General features: G+C 43.4%; 21 protein-coding genes, 1 tRNA gene and 3 pseudogenes. 8 read left to right on the top strand and 17 right to left on the bottom strand.

Annotated elements, in window-relative coordinates; all coding sequences use genetic code 11:
• Positions 1–69: 69 nt before the first annotated feature.
• The 3 genes from fdxA (at position 70) to G4D73_RS01085 (ending at position 2,048) form a co-directional block, all read left to right on the top strand.
• Positions 70–393, top strand: coding sequence for a ferredoxin FdxA (fdxA, locus tag G4D73_RS01095; protein WP_004279936.1), 324 nt, complete (start codon positions 70–72; stop codon positions 391–393).
• Between the two features lie 137 nt (positions 394–530).
• The gene (locus tag G4D73_RS01090; RefSeq protein ID WP_004279938.1) at positions 531–1,250 is read left to right on the top strand and encodes a D-Ala-D-Ala carboxypeptidase family metallohydrolase; all 720 of its coding nucleotides are present in this window, start codon (positions 531–533) and stop codon (positions 1,248–1,250) included.
• Between the two features lie 132 nt (positions 1,251–1,382).
• Positions 1,383–2,048 carry an O-methyltransferase gene (locus G4D73_RS01085; protein WP_180087258.1) on the top strand — a complete coding sequence of 222 codons (666 nt, stop codon included), beginning with the start codon at positions 1,383–1,385 and terminating at the stop codon, positions 2,046–2,048.
• A 168-nt stretch (positions 2,049–2,216) separates the two neighbouring features.
• Here the strand turns inward: G4D73_RS01085 and G4D73_RS01080 are convergent, their stop codons facing one another.
• The 11 genes and pseudogenes from G4D73_RS01080 to G4D73_RS01030 form a co-directional block, all read right to left on the bottom strand.
• Entirely contained in the window at positions 2,217–3,059 is an 843-nt protein-coding gene (locus G4D73_RS01080; RefSeq protein WP_004279943.1) for a universal stress protein, read from the bottom strand.
• A gap of 193 nt (positions 3,060–3,252) precedes the next feature.
• Positions 3,253–3,870 carry an acyltransferase gene (locus G4D73_RS01075; RefSeq protein ID WP_213687170.1) on the bottom strand — a complete coding sequence of 206 codons (618 nt, stop codon included), beginning with the start codon at positions 3,868–3,870 and terminating at the stop codon, positions 3,253–3,255.
• The gene (locus G4D73_RS01070) at positions 3,863–4,462 is read right to left on the bottom strand and encodes an IMPACT family protein (protein ID WP_213687169.1); all 600 of its coding nucleotides are present in this window, start codon (positions 4,460–4,462) and stop codon (positions 3,863–3,865) included. Before G4D73_RS01070 ends, G4D73_RS01075 begins: the two co-directional genes overlap by 8 nt.
• A gap of 119 nt (positions 4,463–4,581) precedes the next feature.
• Positions 4,582–5,769: pseudogene (locus G4D73_RS01065) on the bottom strand (HlyD family efflux transporter periplasmic adaptor subunit).
• Positions 5,766–7,907, bottom strand: a complete 2,142-nt coding sequence (locus tag G4D73_RS01060; protein ID WP_213687168.1) for a type I secretion system permease/ATPase — start codon at positions 7,905–7,907, stop codon at positions 5,766–5,768. The pseudogene G4D73_RS01065 and the gene G4D73_RS01060 overlap by 4 nt, the downstream one beginning before the upstream one ends.
• Positions 7,904–9,369 (bottom strand): annotated as a pseudogene (locus tag G4D73_RS01055) (TolC family outer membrane protein). Before G4D73_RS01055 ends, G4D73_RS01060 begins: the two are co-directional and overlap by 4 nt.
• A gap of 218 nt (positions 9,370–9,587) precedes the next feature.
• On the bottom strand, positions 9,588–10,331 hold the full coding sequence (gene lptB, locus G4D73_RS01050; RefSeq protein WP_005104345.1) for an LPS export ABC transporter ATP-binding protein: 744 nt from the start codon (positions 10,329–10,331) through the stop codon (positions 9,588–9,590).
• Positions 10,331–10,897, bottom strand: coding sequence for a lipopolysaccharide transport periplasmic protein LptA (lptA, locus tag G4D73_RS01045; protein WP_004646679.1), 567 nt, complete (start codon positions 10,895–10,897; stop codon positions 10,331–10,333). Before lptA ends, lptB begins: the two co-directional genes overlap by 1 nt.
• Positions 10,881–11,429 carry an LPS export ABC transporter periplasmic protein LptC gene (lptC, locus tag G4D73_RS01040; protein WP_213687166.1) on the bottom strand — a complete coding sequence of 183 codons (549 nt, stop codon included), beginning with the start codon at positions 11,427–11,429 and terminating at the stop codon, positions 10,881–10,883. Before lptC ends, lptA begins: the two co-directional genes overlap by 17 nt.
• A 33-nt stretch (positions 11,430–11,462) precedes the next feature.
• Positions 11,463–12,002 carry a KdsC family phosphatase gene (locus G4D73_RS01035; protein ID WP_004279958.1) on the bottom strand — a complete coding sequence of 180 codons (540 nt, stop codon included), beginning with the start codon at positions 12,000–12,002 and terminating at the stop codon, positions 11,463–11,465.
• 3 nt (positions 12,003–12,005) lie between these two features.
• Positions 12,006–13,049 carry a KpsF/GutQ family sugar-phosphate isomerase gene (locus G4D73_RS01030; protein ID WP_228305177.1) on the bottom strand — a complete coding sequence of 348 codons (1,044 nt, stop codon included), beginning with the start codon at positions 13,047–13,049 and terminating at the stop codon, positions 12,006–12,008.
• 432 nt (positions 13,050–13,481) lie between these two features.
• Here G4D73_RS01030 and cysS point away from each other — a divergent pair, with 432 nt between their 5' ends.
• The 4 genes from cysS (at position 13,482) to G4D73_RS01010 (ending at position 17,092) form a co-directional block, all read left to right on the top strand.
• Positions 13,482–14,903: a cysteine--tRNA ligase gene (gene cysS, locus G4D73_RS01025; protein WP_114540783.1), complete on the top strand. Its 1,422-nt coding sequence runs from the start codon at positions 13,482–13,484 to the stop codon at positions 14,901–14,903.
• A 62-nt stretch (positions 14,904–14,965) separates the two neighbouring features.
• A tRNA-Gly gene (locus G4D73_RS01020) sits at positions 14,966–15,041 on the top strand.
• A gap of 191 nt (positions 15,042–15,232) precedes the next feature.
• Positions 15,233–16,021, top strand: a complete 789-nt coding sequence (locus G4D73_RS01015) for a hypothetical protein (RefSeq protein ID WP_213687165.1) — start codon at positions 15,233–15,235, stop codon at positions 16,019–16,021.
• Between the two features lie 93 nt (positions 16,022–16,114).
• Positions 16,115–17,092 carry a fatty acid desaturase family protein gene (locus G4D73_RS01010; protein ID WP_213687164.1) on the top strand — a complete coding sequence of 326 codons (978 nt, stop codon included), beginning with the start codon at positions 16,115–16,117 and terminating at the stop codon, positions 17,090–17,092.
• 31 nt (positions 17,093–17,123) lie between these two features.
• On the opposite strand, the gene G4D73_RS01005 is transcribed toward G4D73_RS01010, so the two are convergent.
• Together G4D73_RS01005 and yfcF are read right to left on the bottom strand one after the other, a co-directional pair.
• A complete protein-coding gene (locus G4D73_RS01005) occupies positions 17,124–18,065 on the bottom strand; it encodes a cation diffusion facilitator family transporter (protein ID WP_213687163.1) in 942 nt (313 codons plus the stop codon).
• Positions 18,066–18,196: 131 nt separating this feature from the next.
• Positions 18,197–18,838: a glutathione transferase gene (yfcF, locus tag G4D73_RS01000; protein ID WP_044110250.1), complete on the bottom strand. Its 642-nt coding sequence runs from the start codon at positions 18,836–18,838 to the stop codon at positions 18,197–18,199.
• Positions 18,839–19,078: 240 nt separating this feature from the next.
• Between yfcF and G4D73_RS00995 the strand changes: the two genes are divergently transcribed.
• On the top strand, positions 19,079–19,795 hold the full coding sequence (locus G4D73_RS00995; RefSeq protein ID WP_213687162.1) for a glutamine amidotransferase: 717 nt from the start codon (positions 19,079–19,081) through the stop codon (positions 19,793–19,795).
• 47 nt (positions 19,796–19,842) lie between these two features.
• On the opposite strand, the gene G4D73_RS00990 is transcribed toward G4D73_RS00995, so the two are convergent.
• The 4 genes and pseudogenes from G4D73_RS00990 to tkt form a co-directional block, all read right to left on the bottom strand.
• Complete coding sequence (locus G4D73_RS00990) at positions 19,843–20,430, bottom strand: YceI family protein (protein ID WP_004646669.1); 588 nt, start codon at positions 20,428–20,430, stop codon at positions 19,843–19,845.
• Positions 20,431–20,560: 130 nt separating this feature from the next.
• Positions 20,561–21,022 (bottom strand): GNAT family N-acetyltransferase, encoded by a 462-nt coding sequence (locus G4D73_RS00985; protein ID WP_213687161.1) that lies wholly within the window; start codon positions 21,020–21,022, stop codon positions 20,561–20,563.
• A gap of 174 nt (positions 21,023–21,196) precedes the next feature.
• A pseudogene (locus tag G4D73_RS00980) lies at positions 21,197–21,411 on the bottom strand (hypothetical protein).
• A gap of 134 nt (positions 21,412–21,545) precedes the next feature.
• A complete protein-coding gene (tkt, locus tag G4D73_RS00975; protein WP_071851214.1) occupies positions 21,546–23,534 on the bottom strand; it encodes a transketolase in 1,989 nt (662 codons plus the stop codon).
• Positions 23,535–23,950 lie beyond the last annotated feature (416 nt).

Genomic DNA, 23,950 nt, shown 5'->3' with positions numbered 1-23,950 from the left:
AGTTCCCCCTGTTTTTGCCTAAAATACAGCATTCGTAATTAGAACCATATTTTTTAGGTAGCTGTCGCCATGACCTTCGTTGTCACTGAAAATTGTATTAAATGTAAATATCAAGACTGTGTTGAAGTTTGCCCTGTAGACTGTTTCTATGAAGGTCCTAACTTCCTTGTGATTAACCCGGACGAATGTATCGACTGTGCGTTATGCGAACCTGAATGCCCGGCAAATGCAATTTTCTCTGAAGACGAATTACCAGAAGGTCAGGAAGTCTTTATTGAACTGAATGCTGACCTGTCACAAAAATGGCCAAATATCACACAAATTGGTGACCAGCCAGCAGACCGTGAAGAATGGAATGGCAAAGCAGACAAATTACAATACCTTGAAAAGTAATTAGTTTAAACTTTAAAAGATCAGCAAATGCTGATCTTTTTTATACTCAACGCACACATTTCATTGCAATATTCTCCAAATTTCTCCCTATATTTAGTCTAAAATAGCGCTATTTTGTAAATATCTGATTTCTATAAATGAAGAACTTGTTAAAGGGATTATTGAGTCTTTGTATAATTCCTCTTGTTTTTGTGGGCTGTACCACGACCACAAAACAACCTGGACAGGCCACCACACCTGCTGGAAAACGGATTTACATTCCACAAGAACGTGTTCAATACGATCGTAAAGCCCACCCAAAAACTGTGCCTTATGTGTATACCCACTGGGTATCGGCACTGGATAATTTGTCACGCGTGCGTGAATATGAGGTTTTTCTGGAACGTCATGGGGTTGGCAATATCATTCCGAGTTTCGAATTGATGCGTACTGCACGTGATTGGGCCAAGTGTGGCCGTTCCCAATACATGATTCCAAGCCGTGAATTATGGGCCAATCAGATCCCAACTTTAAAAGTCTTTAAATATCTGGTTGCAGCCAATGTACTGACTGATTTTGAAGTCACGTCAGTCTATCGTGACCTGCCTTTAAACCAGTGTGCCGGTGGTGCCAACTCTTCACGCCATCTGTACAACTCTGCCATCGATTTCCGGATTGGGCCTGAATATCCGCAGGCACAAGATTATAGCTATATTGAAAATACCAAGTTCAAATTGTGTCAGTTCTGGGTACAGCATGGTCAAAGTCTGAATATGGGACTTGGCATGTATGCTTCAGGTCAAATCCACATCGATACCCAAGGTTATCGCACCTGGGGACCGAGTTTAGGCCGTAATTCCTCGATGTGTAATTACTAAGTCATGACAACCACTCTACAAAGTTCATTCAGGACATTGTAGAGCCTAAAAAATCATCACCTATAGAACAATAAATTGCGCTCTGCCGCGAAAAGTTTAAAATGCACGCATCGCAATCGAGGTGCTAAGACTATGCAACAAATGTGGACAGACATTGATCACTACATTGATTCACATTTAATTCCTGAAGACCCCATTCTGAATCAAACTCTTGAGAATACCGCAGCGCACGGTTTTCCTGATCATCTGGCTGTAGCACCAAATCAAGGCATGTTGTTGCAGATGCTAATCCAGATGAACCAGTGTAAACGTGTACTGGAACTCGGCACATTTGCAGCATATAGCACCATGTGGCTGGCACGTGCCTTGCCGGATGATGGCTATATCCTGACGATTGAAGGACGTGATACCCATGCGGCAATGGGTCAGGAAAATATTGATCGCGCGCAGCTTAAACAGACCGTTGAACTGAAATGCGGCCGTGCAGCAGATGTGCTTAAAGCCCTGCCTGAAGATACTAAAGCTTTTGATTTCATCTTTATTGATGCAGACAAACAGAGTTATCCAGAATATCTGGAACTCAGTTTAAACTTGTCGCACTCAGGTACACTTATTTTTCTGGACAATGTGATTCGTGCGGGTGAAATCATTAATCCGGACAATAATAAACCAAGTATTGAAGGCATTCGTGACATGTTTAAAGCGCTTCAAAATCATCCACGTATCTTGTCATGCACTGCTTTACAAACGGTTGGCAGCAAAGGACATGATGGTTTTGCACTCGCGATTGTGAAATAAAACAATAAGAACAAAAATCACCCAATTACATATTTATTATAAATAACATTAACTTATAAATATTAACCACAGAGTTATCCACAATATATGAGGATAACTCTGGTTATTTTTAAATCAAGCTGTAACAATTTACGATTAGACTTCGCACTTAGTTATTTTATGTAATCCTCACTTCGCAACCAGTAAAGGCACTTTAGAATTACGGAAAATAGTGGTGGCAATACTACCAAGGAAAAATTGGTGAATTTTACTGTGACTAAATGCACCCAACACGATCAGCTGAATTCCCAGTTCCTGCTGATAGGTCAAAATATTTTCTGCGACATCGCCATAGCGGTATTGTGGCACCACATCTAAACCAGCCTGATTTAAATATTGCAAAGGCTCATTTAGAATTTCAGCATGATCACCAATATATAATAGATGACATTGCAATAAGCGCAGCAGATCACTTTCCGCAATCCGCTTCATCATCTTGATACAGGTCGGTGAATATTCATAGGCGAAAATAAATCGTGTCGGCGGCTTAAACTGTTCTCCGACAGTCATCACGGTACAATTGGCCCCACGAATAAAATTTTCCACATTGGTACCGATCGGTTTGTTTTTTTCAGCCGAGCGTTCACCAAGCAATCCAATCACCGCGATATCATCAGGCTGCAGGATCTGGAAGCTTTGCTCCAGAAAATCACCCTTTTCCTGAATATGTGTGGTTTGAATACCGTGTTCTGCCAGAATCCGCTCGGAAATGTGTTGCAGCAGGTTATTGCTATAATCCAGCGCAATTTCACTTTGTTTTTGTTCAAGCTCGGCCAGTTCTTTGAGTAACATGGCATTACTTTCAAAGCCGATCACTCCACTGATTTCCCCCAGATGATAACTGGCCGGGTAATAATCCAAAACCTGTAACAGGACCAATTCACGGCCAGTCTGTTTGGCAATCCATGCCGCCGCGTCTGCCAGCGCGTTTATACATGGTGATGAGTCGATGCAGGCGATGACACGTTTCATGTTTAGCCTCTCTTCTATTTATGATAAAAATTTCTTAGTTATTTTTAACTTAGCATAAGCATTCAAAAATGTGCAGCGAAATCTGTAAGGCTTGGCTTGAAATATGTTAACTTTTATGTGAACAAATATAGATCAACATATCGAGCTATATTCTGAGTCAGGCTGTTGTATCAAGCAATTGACTTCCAAAAGCTTATTCACGATAGCGAATGAATTGGGCCGGATTACCGACGACAATCGCGCGTTCCTCAACATCCTTGGTCACCATACTGTTCATTCCCACCACGGCCTGATCTGCGATCTTAATTCCATCCTTGATACCCACATGTGCACCCAGCCATACATCCCGTCCAATCTCGATGCCTTGCGAACGTACTGGCTGCTGATAAATCGGCTGCTCCAGATCCATGCCGTGATCAAAGGCATAAAGATGACAATAAGCGGCGATACGCACCTGATCATGCAGTTTAATCCCCACCCGACCGCCATCCAGAATACAGTGATGATTAATCGCCACTTCATTCCCAATGTCGAGTGGACCATGCAAGGTGCAATCTGCGGCAATAAAGGTATTATCACCGATGATGATTTTGCGCCCCGGCTCGGCGAAGATATGTGCCAGTGGTGAAATAAAACAGTTTTCACCAATCTCGATGGTTTCCATCTCCATCAGATAAGCCTGATATTCCTTTTGCCATGCTTCTGCCCAACCGCAATTTTTTGGCTTTAAGGACCAGTACAGCCAAGGCATATAGTTCAGGCGATGTTTATGCTGCTCACGATATTTCAGTAATGGATCTACGTCAGTCATCTGTCGCTTCTTCTATGATTTTGAGCTGTTCCCGGCCGCGGGTCACATCTTGAATTTTTAAGGCAAAAGGTTGAATTTGATGTAACTGAAATAAGGCACTGACCTGTACTCCTTCAGCTGTATATTCTTCCTGATAGTCAATCTGTTGCTGATTCAACTCATATTGAAAGATGGCCCATTCATTGAATTGACAGGAAAATTGCACCTTTTTCTTTTCAATCAGTTCATTTTTTTCTGCCAACAACAAACATTGTCCAGCACAACCGCCATAGGCACGCACCAAGCCACCTGTTCCCAGCTTGACCCCGCCATACCAGCGATTCACCAGTACCAGCACATTGGTCAGCTCATTACCTTCAATGGTCGCCAAAATCGGGCGTCCCGCCGTGCCTGAGGGTTCCCCATCATCATTAAAGCGTACCTGATGGCCAATTTTCCAGGCCCAGCATTGATGGGTGGTACTTGGATCGCGATAGGCCTCCAGAAAATCTTTGACATCCTGCTCATTTTCAACAGGTGTGGCAAAGGCCTGAAAGCGGCTTTTTTTGATATCTTCCTCAAAACTGACCAGGCTGGCAATGGTAAATGGCATAACTTCAGGCTTTAAACTCTCACTGCTGCAGTATACCCGCTTTGCACAGACAAATAAAAAGCCTCTCCACGGAGAGGCCTGATTTTGATCGATTGTTTTACTCAATTGCTTGGCAAATATTACCGTTCACGCAAGGCTTCTTTGGCTTTATTAAATGGCTTGATCAGATAATCCATCACGGTTTTTGAACCAATACGAATATCCACGGTGGCCACCATCCTTGGAGTAATATTGAACTCCTGCCCGGCATTATTGCTTAGCTTGTCGCTGTCGGTACGGATATACACCCGATAATAAAATTGATCCTGCTTGACTTCATCACGCAAGGTATCCGGTGAAATCATGGTCACTTTACCGTTTAGCCCGCCATAAATTGAATAATCATAGGCACTAATTTTGACCATCGCTTCTTGATTAGGGCGAATAAAGGCAATATCACGCGGCGAAATTCGTGCTTCAACCAGTAATTTTTCATCTAGTGGCACGATGGTCATCAACTTGCCATTTTGTGGAATCACGCCGCCCAGCGTCATCACATCAATCTCTTTGACGACACCGCGAACCGGTGATTTAAAAACAGTTCGGCTCAAAGTATCCGACTTGCCACGCACCACCTGTTGCTGAGTTTCCACATCGGTATTGGCTTTGGACAGCTCTTGCCGCGCATTCACATAATATTGATTACGGATATCATTCATCTGATTACGCAGGTCATTGGCTTCACGTTTTAGACGCAACACTTCAACCTCACTGGCTGCCCCTTTGGCGACCAAGGGAGCGGTCATTTCCAGTTCTTGCTGCACCAGTAACAAAGCCTGTTCCAGGCCTGCAACAGATTCTTGCAAATTGGCTCGACGCGACTGATACAGGGCCGTTTCTTCTTTAACCAATTTGGGGTATTTCAACACTTCTTCAGGAAAGACCAACGGTGCGCCGGTGACTTCCGCACGTAAACGGGCTGAAGTGGCACGTGATGACACCAGCAAGGATTCTGATTCACCGACGTTGGATTCAAAGCGGGTCGGATCAAGCTGGGCCAATACTTGCCCACGCTCGACAATTTCACCTTCTTTGACGTTGAGTGTGGTGAGAATACCGCCGTCCAGAGACTGAATCACCTACTCTTTGGATGATGGAATTATTTTCCCGGTACCGGTAGATACTTCTTCCAATTTGAATAACCAGGCCCAGCTCAGCAATACCAATAGGCCAATGCCGATAATCCAGATGATGACACTTGATTTCGGTAAGGGCGGTTCCTGAAAGCTGACCTTGCTGGAACGTTTTAGTTGCTGTAGTTCACTCATGCACTTGCTCCCACAACCCGCTTCTTACCACCTTGCGATTGATTCAGGATCTGATCCCGTGGTCCATCCATCACAATCTTGCCATCATTGACCACCAGAATACGGTCCACCAGTTCCAATACCGCACGGCGATGAGTCGCAACGATCATCGTACGATGGGTTAAATAGCCTTTAAGATGATCAATCAACTGTTTTTCTGACACATCATCAATAGCAGCGGTCGGTTCATCCAGTAGCAAAATCTTTGGTTGACGAATCAACAACCGCGCCAATAACAAGGCTTGGCGCTGTCCACCAGAAAAGCCGACACCACCCTCTAAAATGATATGATCCAGCCCTTTTTTTTTCTCCTGTACAAATCCCAGTACACCGGTAATTTGTAAGGCTTCCAGAATTTGCTGATCGGTGGCCAAAGGTGCACCCAAAGTCAGGTTTTCACGAATTGAACCATAAGATAACTGCGAGTTCTGATTTAGCAAACTCATATCACGCCGCACATCTGACGGATCAATCAGGGTCAGATCAATCCCATCCAGCTTGACCTTGCCCTGTAACGGTGTCTGCATCCCAGACAAGAGCTGCAACAAGGCCGACTTTCCTGCACCATTACGGCCAAGAATCGCAATTTTCTCCCCCGGCTTGATCTCCAGCTTTGGAATCATCAAACTCGGTTTCGGATCATCATCGCCATATTTGAACACCACACCGTTGAGCTCATAATGACCATCCAGTGCCGGACGATGAATCAGGTGCGAATAATCCGGCTGATCCACTGGTTTTTTCATGAGTTCATCTAGACCGGATTTCGCGACTTTAGCCTGTTGCAAGCGCCCCAGTACACCCGTAATTTGTGAAATTGGTGCCAGCATGCGTGAAGAGAGAATCGAACAGGCCACCAATGCACCCGTAGTCATATCACCCTCCATGACCGCAAAAGCCCCGACTAAAACCACAATCGCGAAGGTCAGTCCCTGAATTTTTTGGGTCCAGGCAGTCATCAAGCCGACAATTTTACGTTGCTGCATGCTGACATCAGCTGACACTTCATTCATATGATTCCACTGATTCTGGAAACGCGTTTCAGCTCTTAACAGCTTGATGTCTTCAATTCCTTGTACAGCTTCTACCAGCAAAGCATTGCGGATGGCAGATTCGCGCATCCCCAACTGGGCCAGTTGTGCCAGTTTTTTCTGCGCCAGAATTCCCGGGAGAATCATTAAAGGAACAACGAGTAACATGACCCAGAACAGATTTCCCCCAATGACCCAGAATATCCCTAAGAACAGGAAGAAAAATGGCAGATCGGCAATGGCCGTAACTGTGGTTGAAGTCACCAGTTCGCGAACGCCTTCCAGCTCGCGAATTTGTGAAATGAAAGTTCCTGTCGATTTGGAATGTTCACTGTTTTTGATACGTAATGAATGACCAAAAACCCGGTCAGAAATTTTTAAATCCGCGCGTTTACCAATGATGTCTGACAGATAGATCCGCGAGACACGTAATACAAATTCAAAAATCGCAGCGATCAGCACGCCACCGGCCAACACCCATAACGTCGGAATAGATTGCGATGGAATGACACGGTCATAGACATTCATCGAGAAAACTATCGTGGCCAGTGCCAGAATATTGGCAATTAAAGACGCAAACATCACATCGATATAGCGCTTCCAGTCATTCAGGACAATCGACCAGAACCAGTTTTTCTCAAAGGGTTTGATATATTCATCCACCCGCGCATCTGGAACTGAAGATTCAGGACGCAGCACATAAAGATGCTTTATGCCAACCTCTAACTGTTCAATCGTGAAACTTTGAGATAAACCTTCATCACCACTGAGCTGGATGCTGACATTGCCCTGTGTGTCGATGCGTTCAATCACCCCCACATCACCACTATCGAATTCAACCAGTAAAGGTAAACACCATGGATTCAGCAGGCTGCGCTCAAATTTATTTTTACGGACATTTAAACCCATCTGACGACTGACTATCTTGAGCATGTCATCGATGTCATGATGCTGGTTCCAGTCCAGTTGCAGGCGTATCCGCTCCTCAGAAGGCTCGATCCGGTAATGCCGGGCAATATTTAAAACTGCCTGAAGCCAAGGTTGATAATTTATTATTGTAGTACTCATGGCTGAACTTCAAACCCCTGAATAGAAATGCTGTTAAGCGCGTAAATATCCCGTGTACGGCCCGTGACCTGAATGTACTGTACGATCGCCGAGTAAATGTCATAGCGTGCCGATTCAATTTCCTGCGCGGTACTATGAATGACTTGCTCTGCATTCAGCAAATCCACTACGGTTCGGGTACCCAATTTATATTGTTCTTGATACAGCTCTTTGGTGCGTACCGTGGTTGCGCGGCGCTGGGATAAACCCCCCATTTGTTTTTGTTTATTTTCAATCTGCTCGCGGATCAAGCGCACCTGATCCTGCACATCCAGATAGACCGTATTGACCTGTGCGCGTGCAGCTTCTTCGGCATAGCTTGCGGCACGGGTCTGTGAACGCGTTGCACCACCCTGATACAAATTACTGCTGGCTTCAATCATGACTGAATTATAAAAGCCATCATCTTCATTATTATTTGGATTCCGTCCATTCATCGCCTGACTTAGACTACCTTTAACACTAATGGTCGGATAAGGGCTTAGCCGCGCCTGATCTTTTTGCAAACGGGCAACATTGACCCTGGCATGGGCCAGAATCATGTTCGGAATCTGGGTAAATTCCGGATCCTGATAAAGATCGGCCTGTGCCACAATACGATCAGGAATATCCCATTCAACAGTGGATACATCAAATCCTAGCAAGGTACGCAAGCGTTGTTGATATTGTCTGAGCTGGGTCTGCTGTACAATCAGATTCGATTGCGCTGCTTCCAGATTGGACTGGGCCTGAATCGGGTCGGCCTGACTGCTGATTCCGGCGCGGGCACGCAAATTGGCAATTTCTGCAATCCGTCCAATGCCCTGAATCTGCTGTTGGGCAATCTGGGTGATTTGCTGATAACGTTTGATATTCACTATTGCATCTGCTACTTCAAATGCAATCTGATCCAAACTAACCAGCACTCTTGCCTGTTCTTCTGCCAAGCGGGCTTCTTCCACACTGATATTGGTTTTAATTTTGCCAAAGTCATACAGCATCTGGGTGGCATTCAAAGAAACGATTTGTCGTCCACGTTCACCGGAAGTGAGATCCCCTGTCCCGATACCACCGGACACCTGCGGATAATAACCCGCTCTCGCTACATCAATATTCGCTGCCTGCGCAGATAATGTCGAAATACTCTGGGTGATTTCAGGACGTCGCTGCACTGCGCGGTGTACGGCTCCCACCAGATTCATTTTTTGTGGAATACCAGCTGTGATCGTAGGATTTAAAGTTGGCTGTCCTGACTGTGAACGAGTAATCTGTGGCAGCTCAGCTTCTTTTGATGTATCTAATGCATAATGACCCAGCGACGTGATATCAATGGTATGCGCGGATCGTGTGGTTTGGGTGCAATCAGTTGACCCAAACCATTTTTGAGATTGGCAAAATAATGGGGTGAGCTTTCTGCATGCCCCAAAGACACAGATAAAGGCAAAAGAAGAATTAATCTCCTTCTTTTTCATTCTGTTTTCCCCTGATTTCTTTAAAAGTGTTCTGCTCTAAATCGCATAATTATGTAATGTTTTCTTGTTTTAGCATAACAATAGGTCAAATCACTTTAAAAGAAATCTTTTTCACTTTGATTTGATCAAAAAAAACCCTGCATCCGACAACTGGCGTCTGATGCAGGGTTTTTATATAAAGCAGGATTATTTAAACAGTGAAATCATCACCCAGATAAACTTTTCTTACGGTCTCATTCGCCAGGATTTCTTCTGGTGTACCTTCAGCAAGCAATGCACCTTCACTAACAATATAAGCATGCTCACAAATCGCCAGCGTTTCACGTACGTTATGATCGGTAATCAGTACCCCAATCCCGCGATCTTTCAAGGTCGTAATAATATCCTTAATATCTCCAACCGAAATCGGATCGACACCGGCAAAAGGCTCATCGAGTAGCATAAATTTTGGGTCCGCCGCAAGTGCACGTGCAATCTCGGCACGACGTCGCTCACCACCGGATACACTCATACCTAAAGAATCTTTGATATGAGTGATTTTAAAGTCTGCCAGTAACTCCGCCAGACGTTGCTGACGCTGTGCCTTGGTCATATCTTTACGGGTTTCCAGAATTGCCATAATATTTTCTGAAATCGTGAGTTTTCGAAAAATCGAAGCTTCCTGCGGCAAATAACCAATTCCCTTACGTGCCCGTTCATGCATTGCAAGGTCGGAAAGATCCAGATCATCCAGATAAATTTCCCCCTTATCCATCCGCACCAGACCGACTACCATATAGAAACTGGTAGTTTTACCGGCACCATTTGGTCCGAGCAACCCAACAATCTGGCCACTTTCCATGCTGAATGACACATCTTTTACTACCCAGCGTTTATTATAGTTTTTCGCCAGATGTTTAATGGTGAGGGTTTGAACCTGCTGCGATTGCTCCATTAATCACGCGCTCCCGGGAAGGATGTTGAACTAGAGGGTGGAATCACGATTTGTACACGGCCAGACGATGAACCGGTTTTGTTTGGTGTTCCGGTGGCTTCGATATCGCCTTTGTTCATGCTGTATTTTAAAGTTGCACCACGAATACTGGCACCGTCCTGTTGCAGGAAGGCATTACCTGACAAGGTAATAATCCCGGTTTCAGCATTATAGACAATTTTCTGCGCCTGACCTTTGGCAAGACCTTTGGCCGGATCCACTTTTTGCTGGAACTGTGCCGGGCTGCCAGTAGCCGTAATCAGGCTGATCTGGCGCTTATTGTTCAGATTGGCCACAATCGAATTGGCTTGCAGCTTCATGGTGCCCTGTTCAATGATGACATTGCCCGAATACGTCGTCACACCCGTCCGCTCATTGAAAGTCGCCCGGTCAGCCAGCAAGGTAATTGGCTGGTTACGGTCAGATGGCAGTGCAAAAGCAGCGATTGAACCGAGTCCAACCACAGTCGCCAGCGTCATACGCTTCAGGAAAGTGTGCATCATTTTGGCTTTAGGAGTTTGGTTCATACTTTCCTCGAATATTAAAGAATTCGTATTGACCATCATTAAGATTGGCTTTAAGACCCTGGCTGACAAATTCAGCCTGTGGAGATTCCACAATCACTGTCTTGTCTGTTTCAATTTCACGTGTTTTCGGAAAAGCAGTCAGTTCTTCAGTACGAAACTGCATTTTCCCATTTTGCATGATTTTGGTGGCGAGCACTTCTTGAGAGAGTACAACTTTTGTATTGTCATCATAACCATGCGCCATTTTGGCAAAGAAAGTCGCATCGACTTTACCATTGTCATAAGTCGATGCTTGCAGATTTTCCAGCTTTGAGGTTTCTAGCTGCAGATTCTGCTCAAGTCGGTCCACTTGGGCACGAACCGACACCTGGCCTGCTTCATCCGTCTGGGTTAAGTTAATATTTTGAGCGGAATAGGTCATGCTGCGCGCAGAGTCTGCCTGCAGCTTGTTGCCCTTGCCGCTGTAATAGTAATAACCACCACTTATTGCGGCAATAATCACGGCCGTAATATATAAAACTTTAGTATCCATAAGCGGTGTACTTAATCCAAAAGATATGACTTATTAATAAGGCGCACGAGTATATTTTTCAAGTAACTCTTGGTACATGCCTTTGGACATTAACAGCATATCGCAGATTTCACGCACCGCACCACGTCCACCCTGCGCCTGAGTCACCAGATCGGCACGGCGGCGAACTTCGACATGACCATTAGGCACGGTCACTTTCATGCCCGCAATGGCAAAAGCAGACAGATCAGGCCAATCATCGCCCATGTACAGGCAATCTTCAGGATCAATATTGAGCTGCGCACAGGCTTCACGAAGTGCTGTACCTTTGTCTTCACGGCCCTGATAGACCAGATCAACACCCAGATCCGACATACGCTTTTCTACGATATTGCTTTTACGTCCGGTGATAATAATCACCTTGATTCCTGCTTGTTGAACCAGTTTCATGCCCAGACCATCACGAATATCAAAGGATTTGATCTCATCGCCAGTATTGGTCAGCGTTACAAAGCCATCACTTAAAATACCATCTACATCAAGCACCAGTGCTGCAATATGACGTGCCTGCTCTAATAATACATAAGATGCCATTTATTAATTTACCCCAGCCTGAATCAGGTCATGCATACTAATCACGCCAATGACTTTATTGGCATCATCAACAACTACAAATTGATTAATTTTATGTTCATTCATACGTTCCAGTGCGACCACTGCACGTGCTTCCTGAGAAATGGTCAACGGATTTTTGGTCATCACGTCCTGAATAGCCAGATTGACATCAAAACCTTGCTGCTTATCAATCAAGCGACGCAAGTCACCATCGGTAAAAATCCCCAGCAACACATCATTTTCATCGACGACTGTGGTTAAGCCCAAGCGCTTGTTGGAAATTTCGTACAATACTTTATTCATGGCGGTATCTGGCGAGACTTTAGGTAAATCTGCGCCAGTACGCATCAGATGCTTCACGTGCAATAACAGACGCTTACCCAGCGCACCTGCAGGATGTGAGCGTGCAAAATCATCTGAGGTAAAGCCGCGAGCGTCCAGTAAAGCCACCGCCAAAGCATCACCCAAAGCCAATGTTGCCGTCGTTGACGATGTCGGCGCTAAACCCAGTGGACAGGCTTCTTGGATATTACCCAACGTCAAAGCTACATCAGCATTTTGTGGCATTGGACCACGATCATCACCACTGATGGTAATCAGCGGAATTTCCAGATGTTTGATGAGTGGCATCAACATCATGATTTCATCACTCTTGCCCGAGTTTGAAATCGCAATCAGCACATCACCAGCCACTAACATACCCAAGTCGCCATGACCGGCTTCACCTGGATGCATAAAGAATGAGGGAGTTCCGGTCGAAGCAAAGGTCGCCGCCATTTTACGGCCAATATGACCTGACTTGCCCATTCCGGTAATCACCAGACGGCCAGTACACTGTAAAATAATTTCACATGCCCGGCTAAACCGGTTATCAATCTGTGTTGCTAAAATCTGTAGTGCATTTTCTTCGATGCGCAGTGTTTCAAGTGCGACTTTCTGGAAATCTAGTTGATTCGCTGTTTTCTGTGAATTCAAAGCCTGTTTACCTACGCTAAGGACAGAGAAAAACTCTGGTTTGATGGGCATAATTTTCGCAATTTTAGCATAGCTATGCAATTGTAAGCTTTCTAAATGTAGAAGATTCGACGGATTTTTAATATATTCAGATTGTATTTAACTTGCACAATCTGGTATCTCCACCTCTACATTCGCTTCATTTTTGACGCTGTAAAAGGCGCTTGTTTTTATTTTTTAGGGGAACGCGCTTACGCTATCCAAAATAGTTTTGGTTCAAATCAGACCAGACTCATTCAAATATAATTTAATCATACTGGCAAACACTACCTCTGAAAATGTAAGCTCAATATCGCTATTTCACTTCCTGAACCTCTTCTTTCTAAATCACTCTCGTTGCCTAACTATCCTAAATAACTGAGGCTTTTTGCGCTTTTATCTTTATGAATAATTATGCTTAGGTTAAGATGATTCATCCTTTTATTTGAAGTCTTTTGAACAGCTATGCAACCATTTGTTCTATATAACTCAGAGCAACGCAAAAAAGTAGAATTCGTACCTCGTGTTGAAGGTCAAATTGATCTGTATGTCTGTGGTATGACGGTTTATGACTACTGTCATATTGGACATGCACGTACAGTGGTTGCATTTGACTATATTATCCGTTTCCTGCGTAGCCAAGGCTGGAAGGTCAAATATGTGCGCAATATTACGGATATTGACGACAAAATTATTAAACGTGCCAATGAAAATGGCGAAAGTATCTCAGAATTAACAGGTCGCTTTATTGATGCGATGAATGAAGACTTTGCCAAACTGGGCTGCCTTGCACCTGATGTTGCACCTAAAGCGACAGATTACATCGATCAAATGCAAGATATGATCGGCAACCTGGTCAACAAAGGTACGGCTTATCCTTCCAATAATGGTGATGTCTACTTTGAGGTCGAAAAATTCGCCAAATACGGTCGCCTTTCTGGCCGTAAACTGGAAGATATGCAAGCGGGTGCGTCTGAACGTGTCGACGTCGAAGTTGAAAAGAAACACCCGTTTGACTTTGTCCTCTGGAAACATGCCAAGGAAAATGAACCGTCATGGGCATCACCTTGGGGCAATGGCCGTCCAGGCTGGCATATTGAATGTTCAGCAATGTCGACCTGCTGCCTAGGCAATCATTTCGATATTCATGGCGGCGGTGCTGATCTGACCTTCCCGCACCATGAAAATGAAATTGCACAATCTGAAGCATCTACTGGCGAACAGTATGTTAATTACTGGATGCATGCCGGATTTATTAATGTCGATGGCGAGAAAATGTCGAAGTCTTTAGGCAATTTCTTCACCATTCGCGACGTGATTGAAAAATTCCATCCGGAAGTGGTGCGTTACTTTATTGTCTCTTCCCATTATCGTAGCCCGGTGAACTATTCGGATGTTGCCTTAAAAGAAGCGAAAAATACCTTATCTCGTTTCTACCACTCATTTAAAACCTATCAGGCGATTTATGGTGATCATCTAGTTGAAACTCTGGATGAGGCCTTAGTTGAGCGTTTTAATGCCGCTATGCGTGATGATTTCAATACGCCTGAAGCGATTGCGGTATTGTTCGAAATCAATAAAGAGCTGAATCGTGCCGTGAAAGAAGAAAATGCGGAACAGGCAGCGATCTACTACGCAACTTTACGTCACCTGACCAATATTCTCGGTCTGGTACAGCAAAATGTAGATGAGTTCCTCAAATCTGACATTGGTCAAGAAGCTCTAGGATTGTCACCTGAACAAATTGAAGATTTGATTCAACAGCGTCAGGATGCCAAGAAAGCCAAAGAATTCGCACGTGCGGATGAGATTCGCCAATCTTTACTTGATCAGGGTGTTGTTCTTGAGGATACCCGTCAAGGTACTGTTTGGCGTCGTGCTGATTAATTAATCAAACAGATTTATAGAGAGTTGACACTGCTGTAGAATTCTCTATAATTCACCTCATTGCGGGAATAGCTCAGTTGGTAGAGCATAACCTTGCCAAGGTTGGGGTCGGGAGTTCGAGTCTCCTTTCCCGCTCCAGAATTCGAAAAACCCTTATCGAAAGATAAGGGTTTTTTTATTGTGTTTGAAAAAAATTTATTAATAAAATGCATATCTCAAATCACTTATTCATCCTTTTTTACCCTGACAATTTTTTGGTTTATTCATGACAAAGTGCTATTGTGAATAAACTTTAAAACTTTCAATCCCTTTCATAACGATATCGTTTCATGACTTATAAATTAAATGCTCGTCATCTAATTCTAGATCTTTTATATGCCTCTAAAAACTCAACCCTGTCTATTAAGCGCATATTAGCTGCTGCTGAATTATTGGGTATATCTGACAATGGTATCCGTGTCGCTGTGGCTCGATTAAATCAGGAAAATGTCATTCAAGCTATAGAGCGCGGCGTGTATCAATTGCTAGAGAAAAAATTTGATACTTCTTTTATCAGCTTAAACAAACACCCTGATATGCAAACGGCGACCACATGGAACGGAAAATATGTATTGGTCTATACCGGCACTTTGGGACGTGTAGACCGTACCGCCTTATATAAAAGAGAAAAAGCGCTGCGTTATTATGGTTTTCAGGAACTAGAGCAAAATGTTTTTATTCGTCCCGATAATTTAACGCTAAACCTAAGTCCATTAAAAACAGCTGTAATCCAGTTTGGATTAGATCCTGACGCACGTTTTTTCCAAGTCAGTCAACTGGAAAGTGAAACCGAAATTCGTGATTTATGGGATATCGAAGCGCTACATCAGACCTATCATGCAGTACAGCATGATATTAACGACTGGTTTGAAAATTACCAAAATCTGACTTTAGCAGAGGCTGCAAAAAGTGCCTTTTATCTAGGTAAATCTGCCCTGTTTAGTTTACGTGCTGATCCTTTGCTTCCTGCAGAATGGATAGACACCGATGCCCGACAACAATTTGAGCTCGCAGTCCGCAAAATAGAAAAACAGGGTCAACTTTTATGGCAACACTATTTTAAAGACCAAGGGGTCTAATTTATTTCTTTTTTATACACAAAAATAAATTGACTGTAATATTTCATCCAAATATATTGAATAAAGCAATAAGAACTAAATATAGGCAGAAGAATGAACAGCAAGGTCAGTGTCACAGAACTTTTTAGTCGTGATGAAATTAAAGAACTCACCACGACCTCAAACTTGCACGGTGCCTGGGCAGTAGGTTCAACCTGGACTGTAATTGTCATGACCTTTGGCACGGTAGCCTATAGCTGGGAATATTTACCTACGTGGGGAAAAATCCTGATATGTGCATTGGCATTGGCTATTCTTGCTGGACGCCAGCTTGCGATGGCTATTTTGATGCATGATGCTTCACACCATAGCCTGTTCAAAACCAAATGGTTGAACACTCATTTGACCGACTGGCTCTGTGCACGCCCGATCTGGAATGATGTCAGCAAGTATCGTCCTTACCATTTGAAACATCATGCTAAAACCTCGCAGCCTGATGATCCTGACTTGGGGTTGGTGAAGAATTTCCCTATTACTCAAAGCTCACTATTCAGGAAATTCTTCCGTGACCTGAATGGGCAATCTGGGCTTAAATTTCTCGCTGGTCGGATATTGATGGATCTTGAATTACTGGAATGGAGTGTTTCCAATGACCCCAAGCCAATTCCGCGTGGTGATCGCAGCAATTTAGAGTTAGCAAAGAATCTATTTAAGAACAGTTCCGGTATGCTCATCTCAAATGCAGCAATTTTTTCTGCTCTTTGGGCCAGTGGGCATCCCAAACTGTATTTATTATGGCCTCTCGCCTATATCACTCCATTTCCTTTGTTCATCCGCATCCGAGCCATGGCTGAGCATGCCGGATTAGAAACCAGTCATTCTGCCCTTAGTAATACCCGAACCACTCGTGCAGGTTGGTTGGCACGTGCTCTGGTTGCCCCGATTCATGTGAACTATCATATTGAACATCATTTGATGGCCTCTGTTCCGCATCAAAAGCTGGCGAGAATGCACCAGATGTTAAGGGAGCGTGAGTATGTCGATGCTCCGCCAAGTTATTTGGATGTGATTCGCTCACTTTTAAAAAAATAATCAATTTTCCCGATTCTTATATTATTCCACTTCAATGCTGATGGGTTTCGACATGTGAATGCAGATGTGAGGATTGTCCCCGATGTTCTGGTGGGCAGTCTTCCGCTTCAATCTGCAAAGTCATCTCGGTAATATGATGCTCATGGTGAAGCATCTCAAAGGTCTGATGCCGCAGTTTCTGATAATCCACATTCGGCGCAACCAGATGCACAGTCAGCATGACTTTTTTGGAAGTAATTGCCCAAACCTTGAGCTGATGAATGTCCTGAACCCCTTCGAGCGCCAAAAGATCGTGGCGTAATTTTTCAATATCAATTTCATCCGGCACACCCTCAAGCAGAATATTGATGCTCTGTTTCAGCAAAATCCAGGTTCTTGGCAATACCCAAAATCCGATCAATACCGCAATCAGCGTATCCATCCACATCCAGCCAGTCAAATAAATTACCAGCGCCCCAATGATCACCCCGACTGATCCCAGTGCATCACTGAGCACTTCCAGATAAGCGCCTTTGACATTGAGACTTTCTTGACTGCTAGACACCAGAATTTTCATGGAAATCAGGTTAATGAACAGCCCCAAGGTGGCCACGATCATCATGCCCAAGCTCTGGATTTCTGGCGGATAACTCAAACGCTGATAAGCTTCAAACAAAATATAAATCGCAACCACAAACAGCATTAAGGCGTTAAACAGAGCAGCCAAAATCTCAAAGCGCTGATAACCAAATGTCCGTTTATTGTCTGCCGGTTTTTGCCCAATTTTAATGGCCACTAATGCGATAGCCAGTGCAGCAGCATCGGTAAACATATGCGCAGCATCAGAAAGTAGGGCCAAACTTTGAGTCAGAAAACCGGCAATCACTTCCACAATTAAAAAAGTCGTGGTTAATGCCAACGCTATTGATAATTTTTTGGCATTTTTTGCAGTCACAGTGACATGACTATGTTCATGATGATGTGAATTCCCCACCGGCCACTCCTTCCTTCTTATTCAATGAGGATTATATCCTCTGTATCTTTCAAGTTTTATTCTGATTCATATTACGCTTGAATTTTATCTATTTAAGTAGGTTTTTTTATGAACTGTTTTATCAGTCGGCATTAGATTAAAGTTTTAGCTTTTTCATGTTCTGCAAGCCAGGCTTGTACCGAAGCACACTTAAAATTACGCTCGACATATTCTATTATTTTCACAGGAAGTTTCACCTGATGGCTCAGCAAACGATGCAACATAAAGGCCAGATCAAAGTCTGCAATGGACCAGTGTTCAGTCAACCATATGTCCTCCAGCATATATTCTGCCACATTCACCAAGCGCTGAATTTCTTCAGTGATCGGAGCTGTAAGAGGTGTAGATATTTTTGCTGGGTGAAATACCGAATCGGAAGGCATCTGCTGGCGGATTTGCATAAAATCGGTTTTGACCAAAGCTTGTATGGCGCGACATTTGGCTCTGGCCTGAACTTCCTTAGGATATAAGGCCGGATAACTTGGAGCCGGAAAGGCATCTTCCAAGTATTCAGTGATCGCCCATGATTCAAACAGGCTAAAGTTATCTACTATTAAATACGGAACTTTAGCACTTGGACAAATGGCTTGATAAGCCGCAGATTTCTGTTGCTGCTGATCTAAATCGACCACTATTTCCTGAAAATCTAAACCCTTTTCTTTTAAGGCAACATAGACCGACATGGCATAAGGGCTGATTCTGTTTTTATCGACATATAAACTTATATTTTGCATATCCTTGATCCTGATAGGCTTGTTGTTTTTATTCAGTACGGCAGCCTTACTCTACTCTCTTTCCTATATAAAAGGAAAATGACCCGCTTCATGTAGCAATCACACAAAAATGTTTATACAGTTGCCGATAGCGAAGCGATATTCATTATTTTCTATAATGTATGTGATGTGAGGCATAAAGCCTTTTATTTTGCTTTTGATTCACGTTAAATTAAATCATTCTCTTGATATCAAAAAACTATGCTGAACTTAGCTCACCTCCCCGATACCGTGTATGCCATTCAACATCTGGCTTTCGAAGACTTAGGTGCTTGGGAAGATATTTTTTATCAGCTCGGCTTACGTGTGCGTTATTTTGAAGCCGGTATTGATGATCTCACCAAAGCTTTTGAACATCCCGGATTAACCGTTATTCTCGGTGGCCCGATTGCAGTCTATGAAACTGAGGATTATCCTTTCTTACAACAAGAAATAGACTTACTTAAAGTTCGCCTGGAAAAGAACTTACCGACGTTAGGCATCTGTTTAGGTGCGCAGTTAATTGCTGTTGCATTGAATGCTAAAGTCTATCCCGGAGATGTGAAGGAAATTGGCTGGTCTAAACTCAGTCTTGCTTCTATTGAAAACAATCCACTAAAAGCTCTGGAGGATATTGACGTCCTGCATTGGCATGGTGATACCTTTGACCTACCTGAACAGGTAGAATTACTGGCCAGCTCTGATCTTTATCCAAATCAGGCCTTTCGGGTAGGACAGAATATTCTAGCACTACAATTCCATGCTGAAGTGGCCAGTGAAAGTTTAGAGAAATGGCTGATTGGACATACCTGTGAGTTACGCAAAGCCCAAATCAATATTCCCACCTTACGGGCGGATCATCAAAGCTATGCGCCCGCGCTTGAACAGGCCGCCAGTTCGGTATTGCTGCATTATTTAGAAAACTTGCAACTTAAATAACCGTAATAAAAAAGCACCCAGTTGGGTGCTTTTTTAATTTGTCATGCTTATTTTTTCGGAGCAGGAACAGAAGCCTCGGTAGTAATGTTCACTGTAATTTTATCGCCCACATTTGGAACATAACCGCCTACCCCAAAGGCTGAACGGTTAAATGAAGTGGTTGCATTGAAACCAATCGTTTGTAATTTTGTCATTGGGTGCACGCCTTGTTTATTTAAAACTGCATCCAGTACCACAGGTTTAGTGACATCTTTTACGGTTAAGTTACCGGTGATTTTGTATTTGTTTTTGCCTAAAGCCTGAACTTTAGTACTTTTAAAAGTGATATTCGGATATTTGGCAGCATCAAAAAATTCTGCTGTCTTAATATGGTCATCCAGCGCTTTCACATTCGTATTAATGCTTGCAACCGGGATGTTCACATTGACCGAAGAATTCGCAGGTTTTGCATTATCAACATTAATCGTACCCTGGATGTCACTGAAGTTTGCAGATGGTGTAGAGAAACCAAAGTGGCTCCAAGAGAACACCGTTGCTGAATGAGTCGGGTCAATCGTATAGGCCACTGGTTTTGCCATAGAAACTGTTGCTACAGATGCGACCGCCAAGCCTAATGCTAATGTTTTGAAATTCATGTTTTTATCTCACGTTTTGGATGTTATTAAGTGTATAGAATCTGGAACCGTTTACAGCCCTAAAGATAAAACGTTTTGTTGCAGTGATGAAACGATAAAATTGTAAGTTATTTTTTTTAATTTTTGAGCTTTAATCCATACGGTACTGGATGAATCCAGTTTTCTTGGCGACTTTGTTATACAACGCTTGTGCCTGATGATTTGATTCCTGAGTCAGCCAGTAAACCCGGTCGCAATTACGCTGCTGTGCAACCTGATAGACATGTTGAATCAACTTACGCGCCACACCCTTTCCCCGATAGTCAGGATGGGTAAATAGATCCTGCAAATAGGCATAAGGTCTTACTGTCCAGCTACTGTTATGTTCGATGACATGCACTATCCCAACGACCTTTCCATCAATCAAGGCCGCAAAACCGTATATTGAATCTAATTCATAATTGGTTAATTTATCCCAGGTATTTTCACTCACCTCATCCGAAATTTGCGTCTGATAAAAGCGTTGATAGTCTTGCCATAAAAATAGCCATTCCGGCTGTGATATTTGCTCTAGAGATTTGATCTGGATCTGGATCTGGGGCTGTATATTCATGTTTAACCGCTTCTTTGGCTTATTTCTTTAATTTAAGTCGTTTCGATAGTGGTCGCTGGATTTTTATAGCGGCCTAAACCTAGCTTTATCTCATCTGATGTTCATAAGCAACCTGTCAGATGAAAATCATCCGGCATAAAAAAGTCCCAATCAGGGACTTTTCATGCTTTATGTTTAAAGTTTTTCAACCAGAATACGATCAACCTGTTTTAGGCCAGTCGTCTTTTCATGATTTTTACGACGCACTTTAATGATATTTTCTTCGGCTAATTCTGCAGCATTAAATCAACTGCAACCATCGCTTCAAGAGGTAATTCCTGTCCGATCCACTTGAGTTCGCCTGCATCCATTAAAGTAATTTCATCGTTAATTTGTTCATACAAGCTCATGTTCATCTCACTCTTTCATTTCGACTATGGGAGAACTTTCTAACAGTTGCCACATGAAAACAACGCTAAAAAGCGAAAAAATAAAAGACGCCCCAAAAATGGAGCGTCTTTTAAAAAACTGCTTAATCAGTTGATTATGCAGTAATCTCTTTTACAGCTGCAACCACTGCTTCAGTGGTAATCCCGAAGAACTGGAACAGATCTTTTGCAGGTGCAGATTCACCATAAGTGGTCATACCAATGACACGACCATCAAGACCTACAAATTTCCACCAGTAATCTACATGTGCAGCTTCAACAGCAACACGTGCACGAATATTCGTTGGAAGAACCGCTTCACGATAAGCTGCATCTTGCTTCATGAATTCTTCAGCACATGGCATAGACACTACGCGCACGCCTTCAAGCTGTGCATAAGCTTCCATTGCAAGAGATACTTCAGAACCAGTAGCAATAATGATGGCTTTCAATTCACCTTTTTCTTCAGCCAGTACATAACCACCTTTCGCAGCGCTCTCAATTTGAGCTTGAGTACGGTTTTGGAATGGCAAGTTCTGACGAGAGAAGATCAATGCAGTTGGACCTTCGGCACGCGTTAATGCAGATTTCCAAGAAATTGCTGCTTCAACAGTGTCACATGGACGCCACGTATTCAGGTTTGGTGTACCACGAAGTGATGCGATCTGTTCAACAGGTTGGTGCGTTGGACCATCTTCACCCAGACCAATTGAGTCATGCGTATAAACGTGGATTACACGCTGTTTCATTAATGCTGACATACGTACGGCATTACGTGCATATTCCATAAACATCAGGAATGTTGCTACATAAGGGATGAACCCGCCATGCAGTGCAACACCATTCGCGATTGCAGTCATACCGAATTCACGTACGCCATAGTGTACGTAGTTACCTGCCGGATTGTCCTGTACGCCTTGCGCGCCTTTCCAAAGGGTCAGGTTAGAACCTGCAAGATCCGCAGAACCACCTAGAACTTCTGGCAATAATGGAACAAGTGCTTGCAATGCATTTTGGCTCGCTTTACGCGTTGCGATCGTTTCAGCTTTGGCATTCACTTCTGCAATATAAGCATCCGCTTTTGCAACGAAGTCAGCCGGTAATTCACCAGATAAACGACGTTTAAGCTCAGCTGCTTCAGTTGGATATTTTGCAGCATAAGCAGCAAATGTTTCGTTCCAAGCTGCTTCTGATTCAGCACCTTTGGCTTTCGCATCCCAAGCTGCATAAACATCTTCAGGAATTACAAATGCTTCATCAGTCCAGCCTAGTGCTTCACGAGTCAAGACGATTTCGTCATGACCGAGTGGTGCACCATGACTGTCTTCTTTACCTTGCTTGTTTGGTGAACCCAAACCAATCACGGTTTTACAGATAATGATGGTTGGTTTAGCAGTTTCAGCTTTCGCCTCAACAGTTGCCTGACGGATTGCATCTGCATCGTGACCATCAACTTTAATCACTTGCCAGCCGTACGCCAAGAAGCGTTGTTCTGTATCGTCAGAGAACCAGCCTTCCACTTCGCCATCAATCGAGATGCCATTGTCGTCATAGTAAGCAATCAATTTGCCCAGACCCAATGTACCCGCCAAAGAACATGCTTCGTGAGAAACACCTTCCATCAAACAGCCATCGCCGAGGAAGCAATAAGTGAAGTGATCTACAACTTGGATGTCGTCTTTGTTGAATTGCGCAGCTAGAGTTTTTTCAGCCAGTGCAAAACCGACAGCATTCGCGATGCCTTGACCTAAAGGACCAGTCGTCGTTTCAATCCCTGGTGCATAGCCCAACTCCGGGTGACCAGGTGTTTTAGAATGAAGTTGACGGAATGCTTTAAGATCTTCAATCGAAAGATCGTAGCCCGTTAAATGAAGAAGCGCATATTGAAGCATAGAGCCATGGCCATTTGATAATACAAAACGGTCACGGTTTGCCCAATTCGGGTTGGTCGGGTTATGGTTCATGAATTCACGCCAAACCACATCAGCGATATCTGCCATCCCCATTGGAGCACCTGGATGTCCTGAGTTTGCTTTTTGCACAGCATCCATTGCCAATACACGAATTGCGTTTGCAATACGACGTTCATTAAGCGGGGTTGTCATAAATCAGAGTCCAAAATATTCAGAAATAGGAAATGATGAAAAGACTTTCAAAACTGCTGTCTATTGTCTTAAAAAAACAGCGAGGGGTAAAGACTAACCAACAATATTTATCAGTTTATTGAGTGTCTCTTGCCTTATCGTACAATTATTCCACATTTCTTCTTCGGCTTTGATTCGCTCTACTGGTTTACAGATTGAATTATCCTGCATTTCAAAAGCGACTTTAATTTCTGTATCTAGATTTCAAGCTGATAAACAGGATTGAATTTATGCTGATTTTGTTTCTATTTCATATATCTCACACCATTATTTTTGAAGAAAATTCATACAATTCTCTGATCTATTCATAATGTAATTTGTATTAAATTTTATAAAATATTGGCAGGATTGTTTGATATACAGGTGAAATCTAATTT

The organism is Acinetobacter sp. WY4, assembly GCF_018438165.1.
GTDB lineage: Bacteria > Pseudomonadota > Gammaproteobacteria > Pseudomonadales > Moraxellaceae > Acinetobacter.
The sequence above is the reverse complement of the archived record's forward strand: the minus strand, read 5'-3'. Positions and strand labels throughout refer to the sequence as shown.

Excerpts from the sequence above, each read along its gene's own strand:
- fdxA (WP_004279936.1), top strand. The coding sequence starts at position 70 with ATGACCTTCGTTGTCACTGAAAATTGTATTAAATGTAAATATCAAGAC.
- G4D73_RS01090 (WP_004279938.1), top strand. The coding sequence starts at position 531 with ATGAAGAACTTGTTAAAGGGATTATTGAGTCTTTGTATAATTCCTCTT.
- G4D73_RS01085 (WP_180087258.1), top strand. The coding sequence starts at position 1,383 with ATGCAACAAATGTGGACAGACATTGATCACTACATTGATTCACATTTA.
- G4D73_RS01080 (WP_004279943.1), bottom strand. The coding sequence starts at position 3,059 with ATGAAACGTGTCATCGCCTGCATCGACTCATCACCATGTATAAACGCG.
- G4D73_RS01075 (WP_213687170.1), bottom strand. The coding sequence starts at position 3,870 with ATGACTGACGTAGATCCATTACTGAAATATCGTGAGCAGCATAAACAT.
- G4D73_RS01070 (WP_213687169.1), bottom strand. The coding sequence starts at position 4,462 with ATGCCATTTACCATTGCCAGCCTGGTCAGTTTTGAGGAAGATATCAAA.
- G4D73_RS01060 (WP_213687168.1), bottom strand. The coding sequence starts at position 7,907 with ATGAGTACTACAATAATAAATTATCAACCTTGGCTTCAGGCAGTTTTA.
- lptB (WP_005104345.1), bottom strand. The coding sequence starts at position 10,331 with ATGGAGCAATCGCAGCAGGTTCAAACCCTCACCATTAAACATCTGGCG.
- lptA (WP_004646679.1), bottom strand. The coding sequence starts at position 10,897 with ATGAACCAAACTCCTAAAGCCAAAATGATGCACACTTTCCTGAAGCGT.
- lptC (WP_213687166.1), bottom strand. The coding sequence starts at position 11,429 with ATGGATACTAAAGTTTTATATATTACGGCCGTGATTATTGCCGCAATA.
- G4D73_RS01035 (WP_004279958.1), bottom strand. The coding sequence starts at position 12,002 with ATGGCATCTTATGTATTATTAGAGCAGGCACGTCATATTGCAGCACTG.
- G4D73_RS01030 (WP_228305177.1), bottom strand. The coding sequence starts at position 13,049 with ATGCCCATCAAACCAGAGTTTTTCTCTGTCCTTAGCGTAGGTAAACAG.
- cysS (WP_114540783.1), top strand. The coding sequence starts at position 13,482 with ATGCAACCATTTGTTCTATATAACTCAGAGCAACGCAAAAAAGTAGAA.
- G4D73_RS01015 (WP_213687165.1), top strand. The coding sequence starts at position 15,233 with ATGACTTATAAATTAAATGCTCGTCATCTAATTCTAGATCTTTTATAT.
- G4D73_RS01010 (WP_213687164.1), top strand. The coding sequence starts at position 16,115 with ATGAACAGCAAGGTCAGTGTCACAGAACTTTTTAGTCGTGATGAAATT.
- yfcF (WP_044110250.1), bottom strand. The coding sequence starts at position 18,838 with ATGCAAAATATAAGTTTATATGTCGATAAAAACAGAATCAGCCCTTAT.
- G4D73_RS00995 (WP_213687162.1), top strand. The coding sequence starts at position 19,079 with ATGCTGAACTTAGCTCACCTCCCCGATACCGTGTATGCCATTCAACAT.
- G4D73_RS00990 (WP_004646669.1), bottom strand. The coding sequence starts at position 20,430 with ATGAATTTCAAAACATTAGCATTAGGCTTGGCGGTCGCATCTGTAGCA.
- G4D73_RS00985 (WP_213687161.1), bottom strand. The coding sequence starts at position 21,022 with ATGAATATACAGCCCCAGATCCAGATCCAGATCAAATCTCTAGAGCAA.
- tkt (WP_071851214.1), bottom strand. The coding sequence starts at position 23,534 with ATGACAACCCCGCTTAATGAACGTCGTATTGCAAACGCAATTCGTGTA.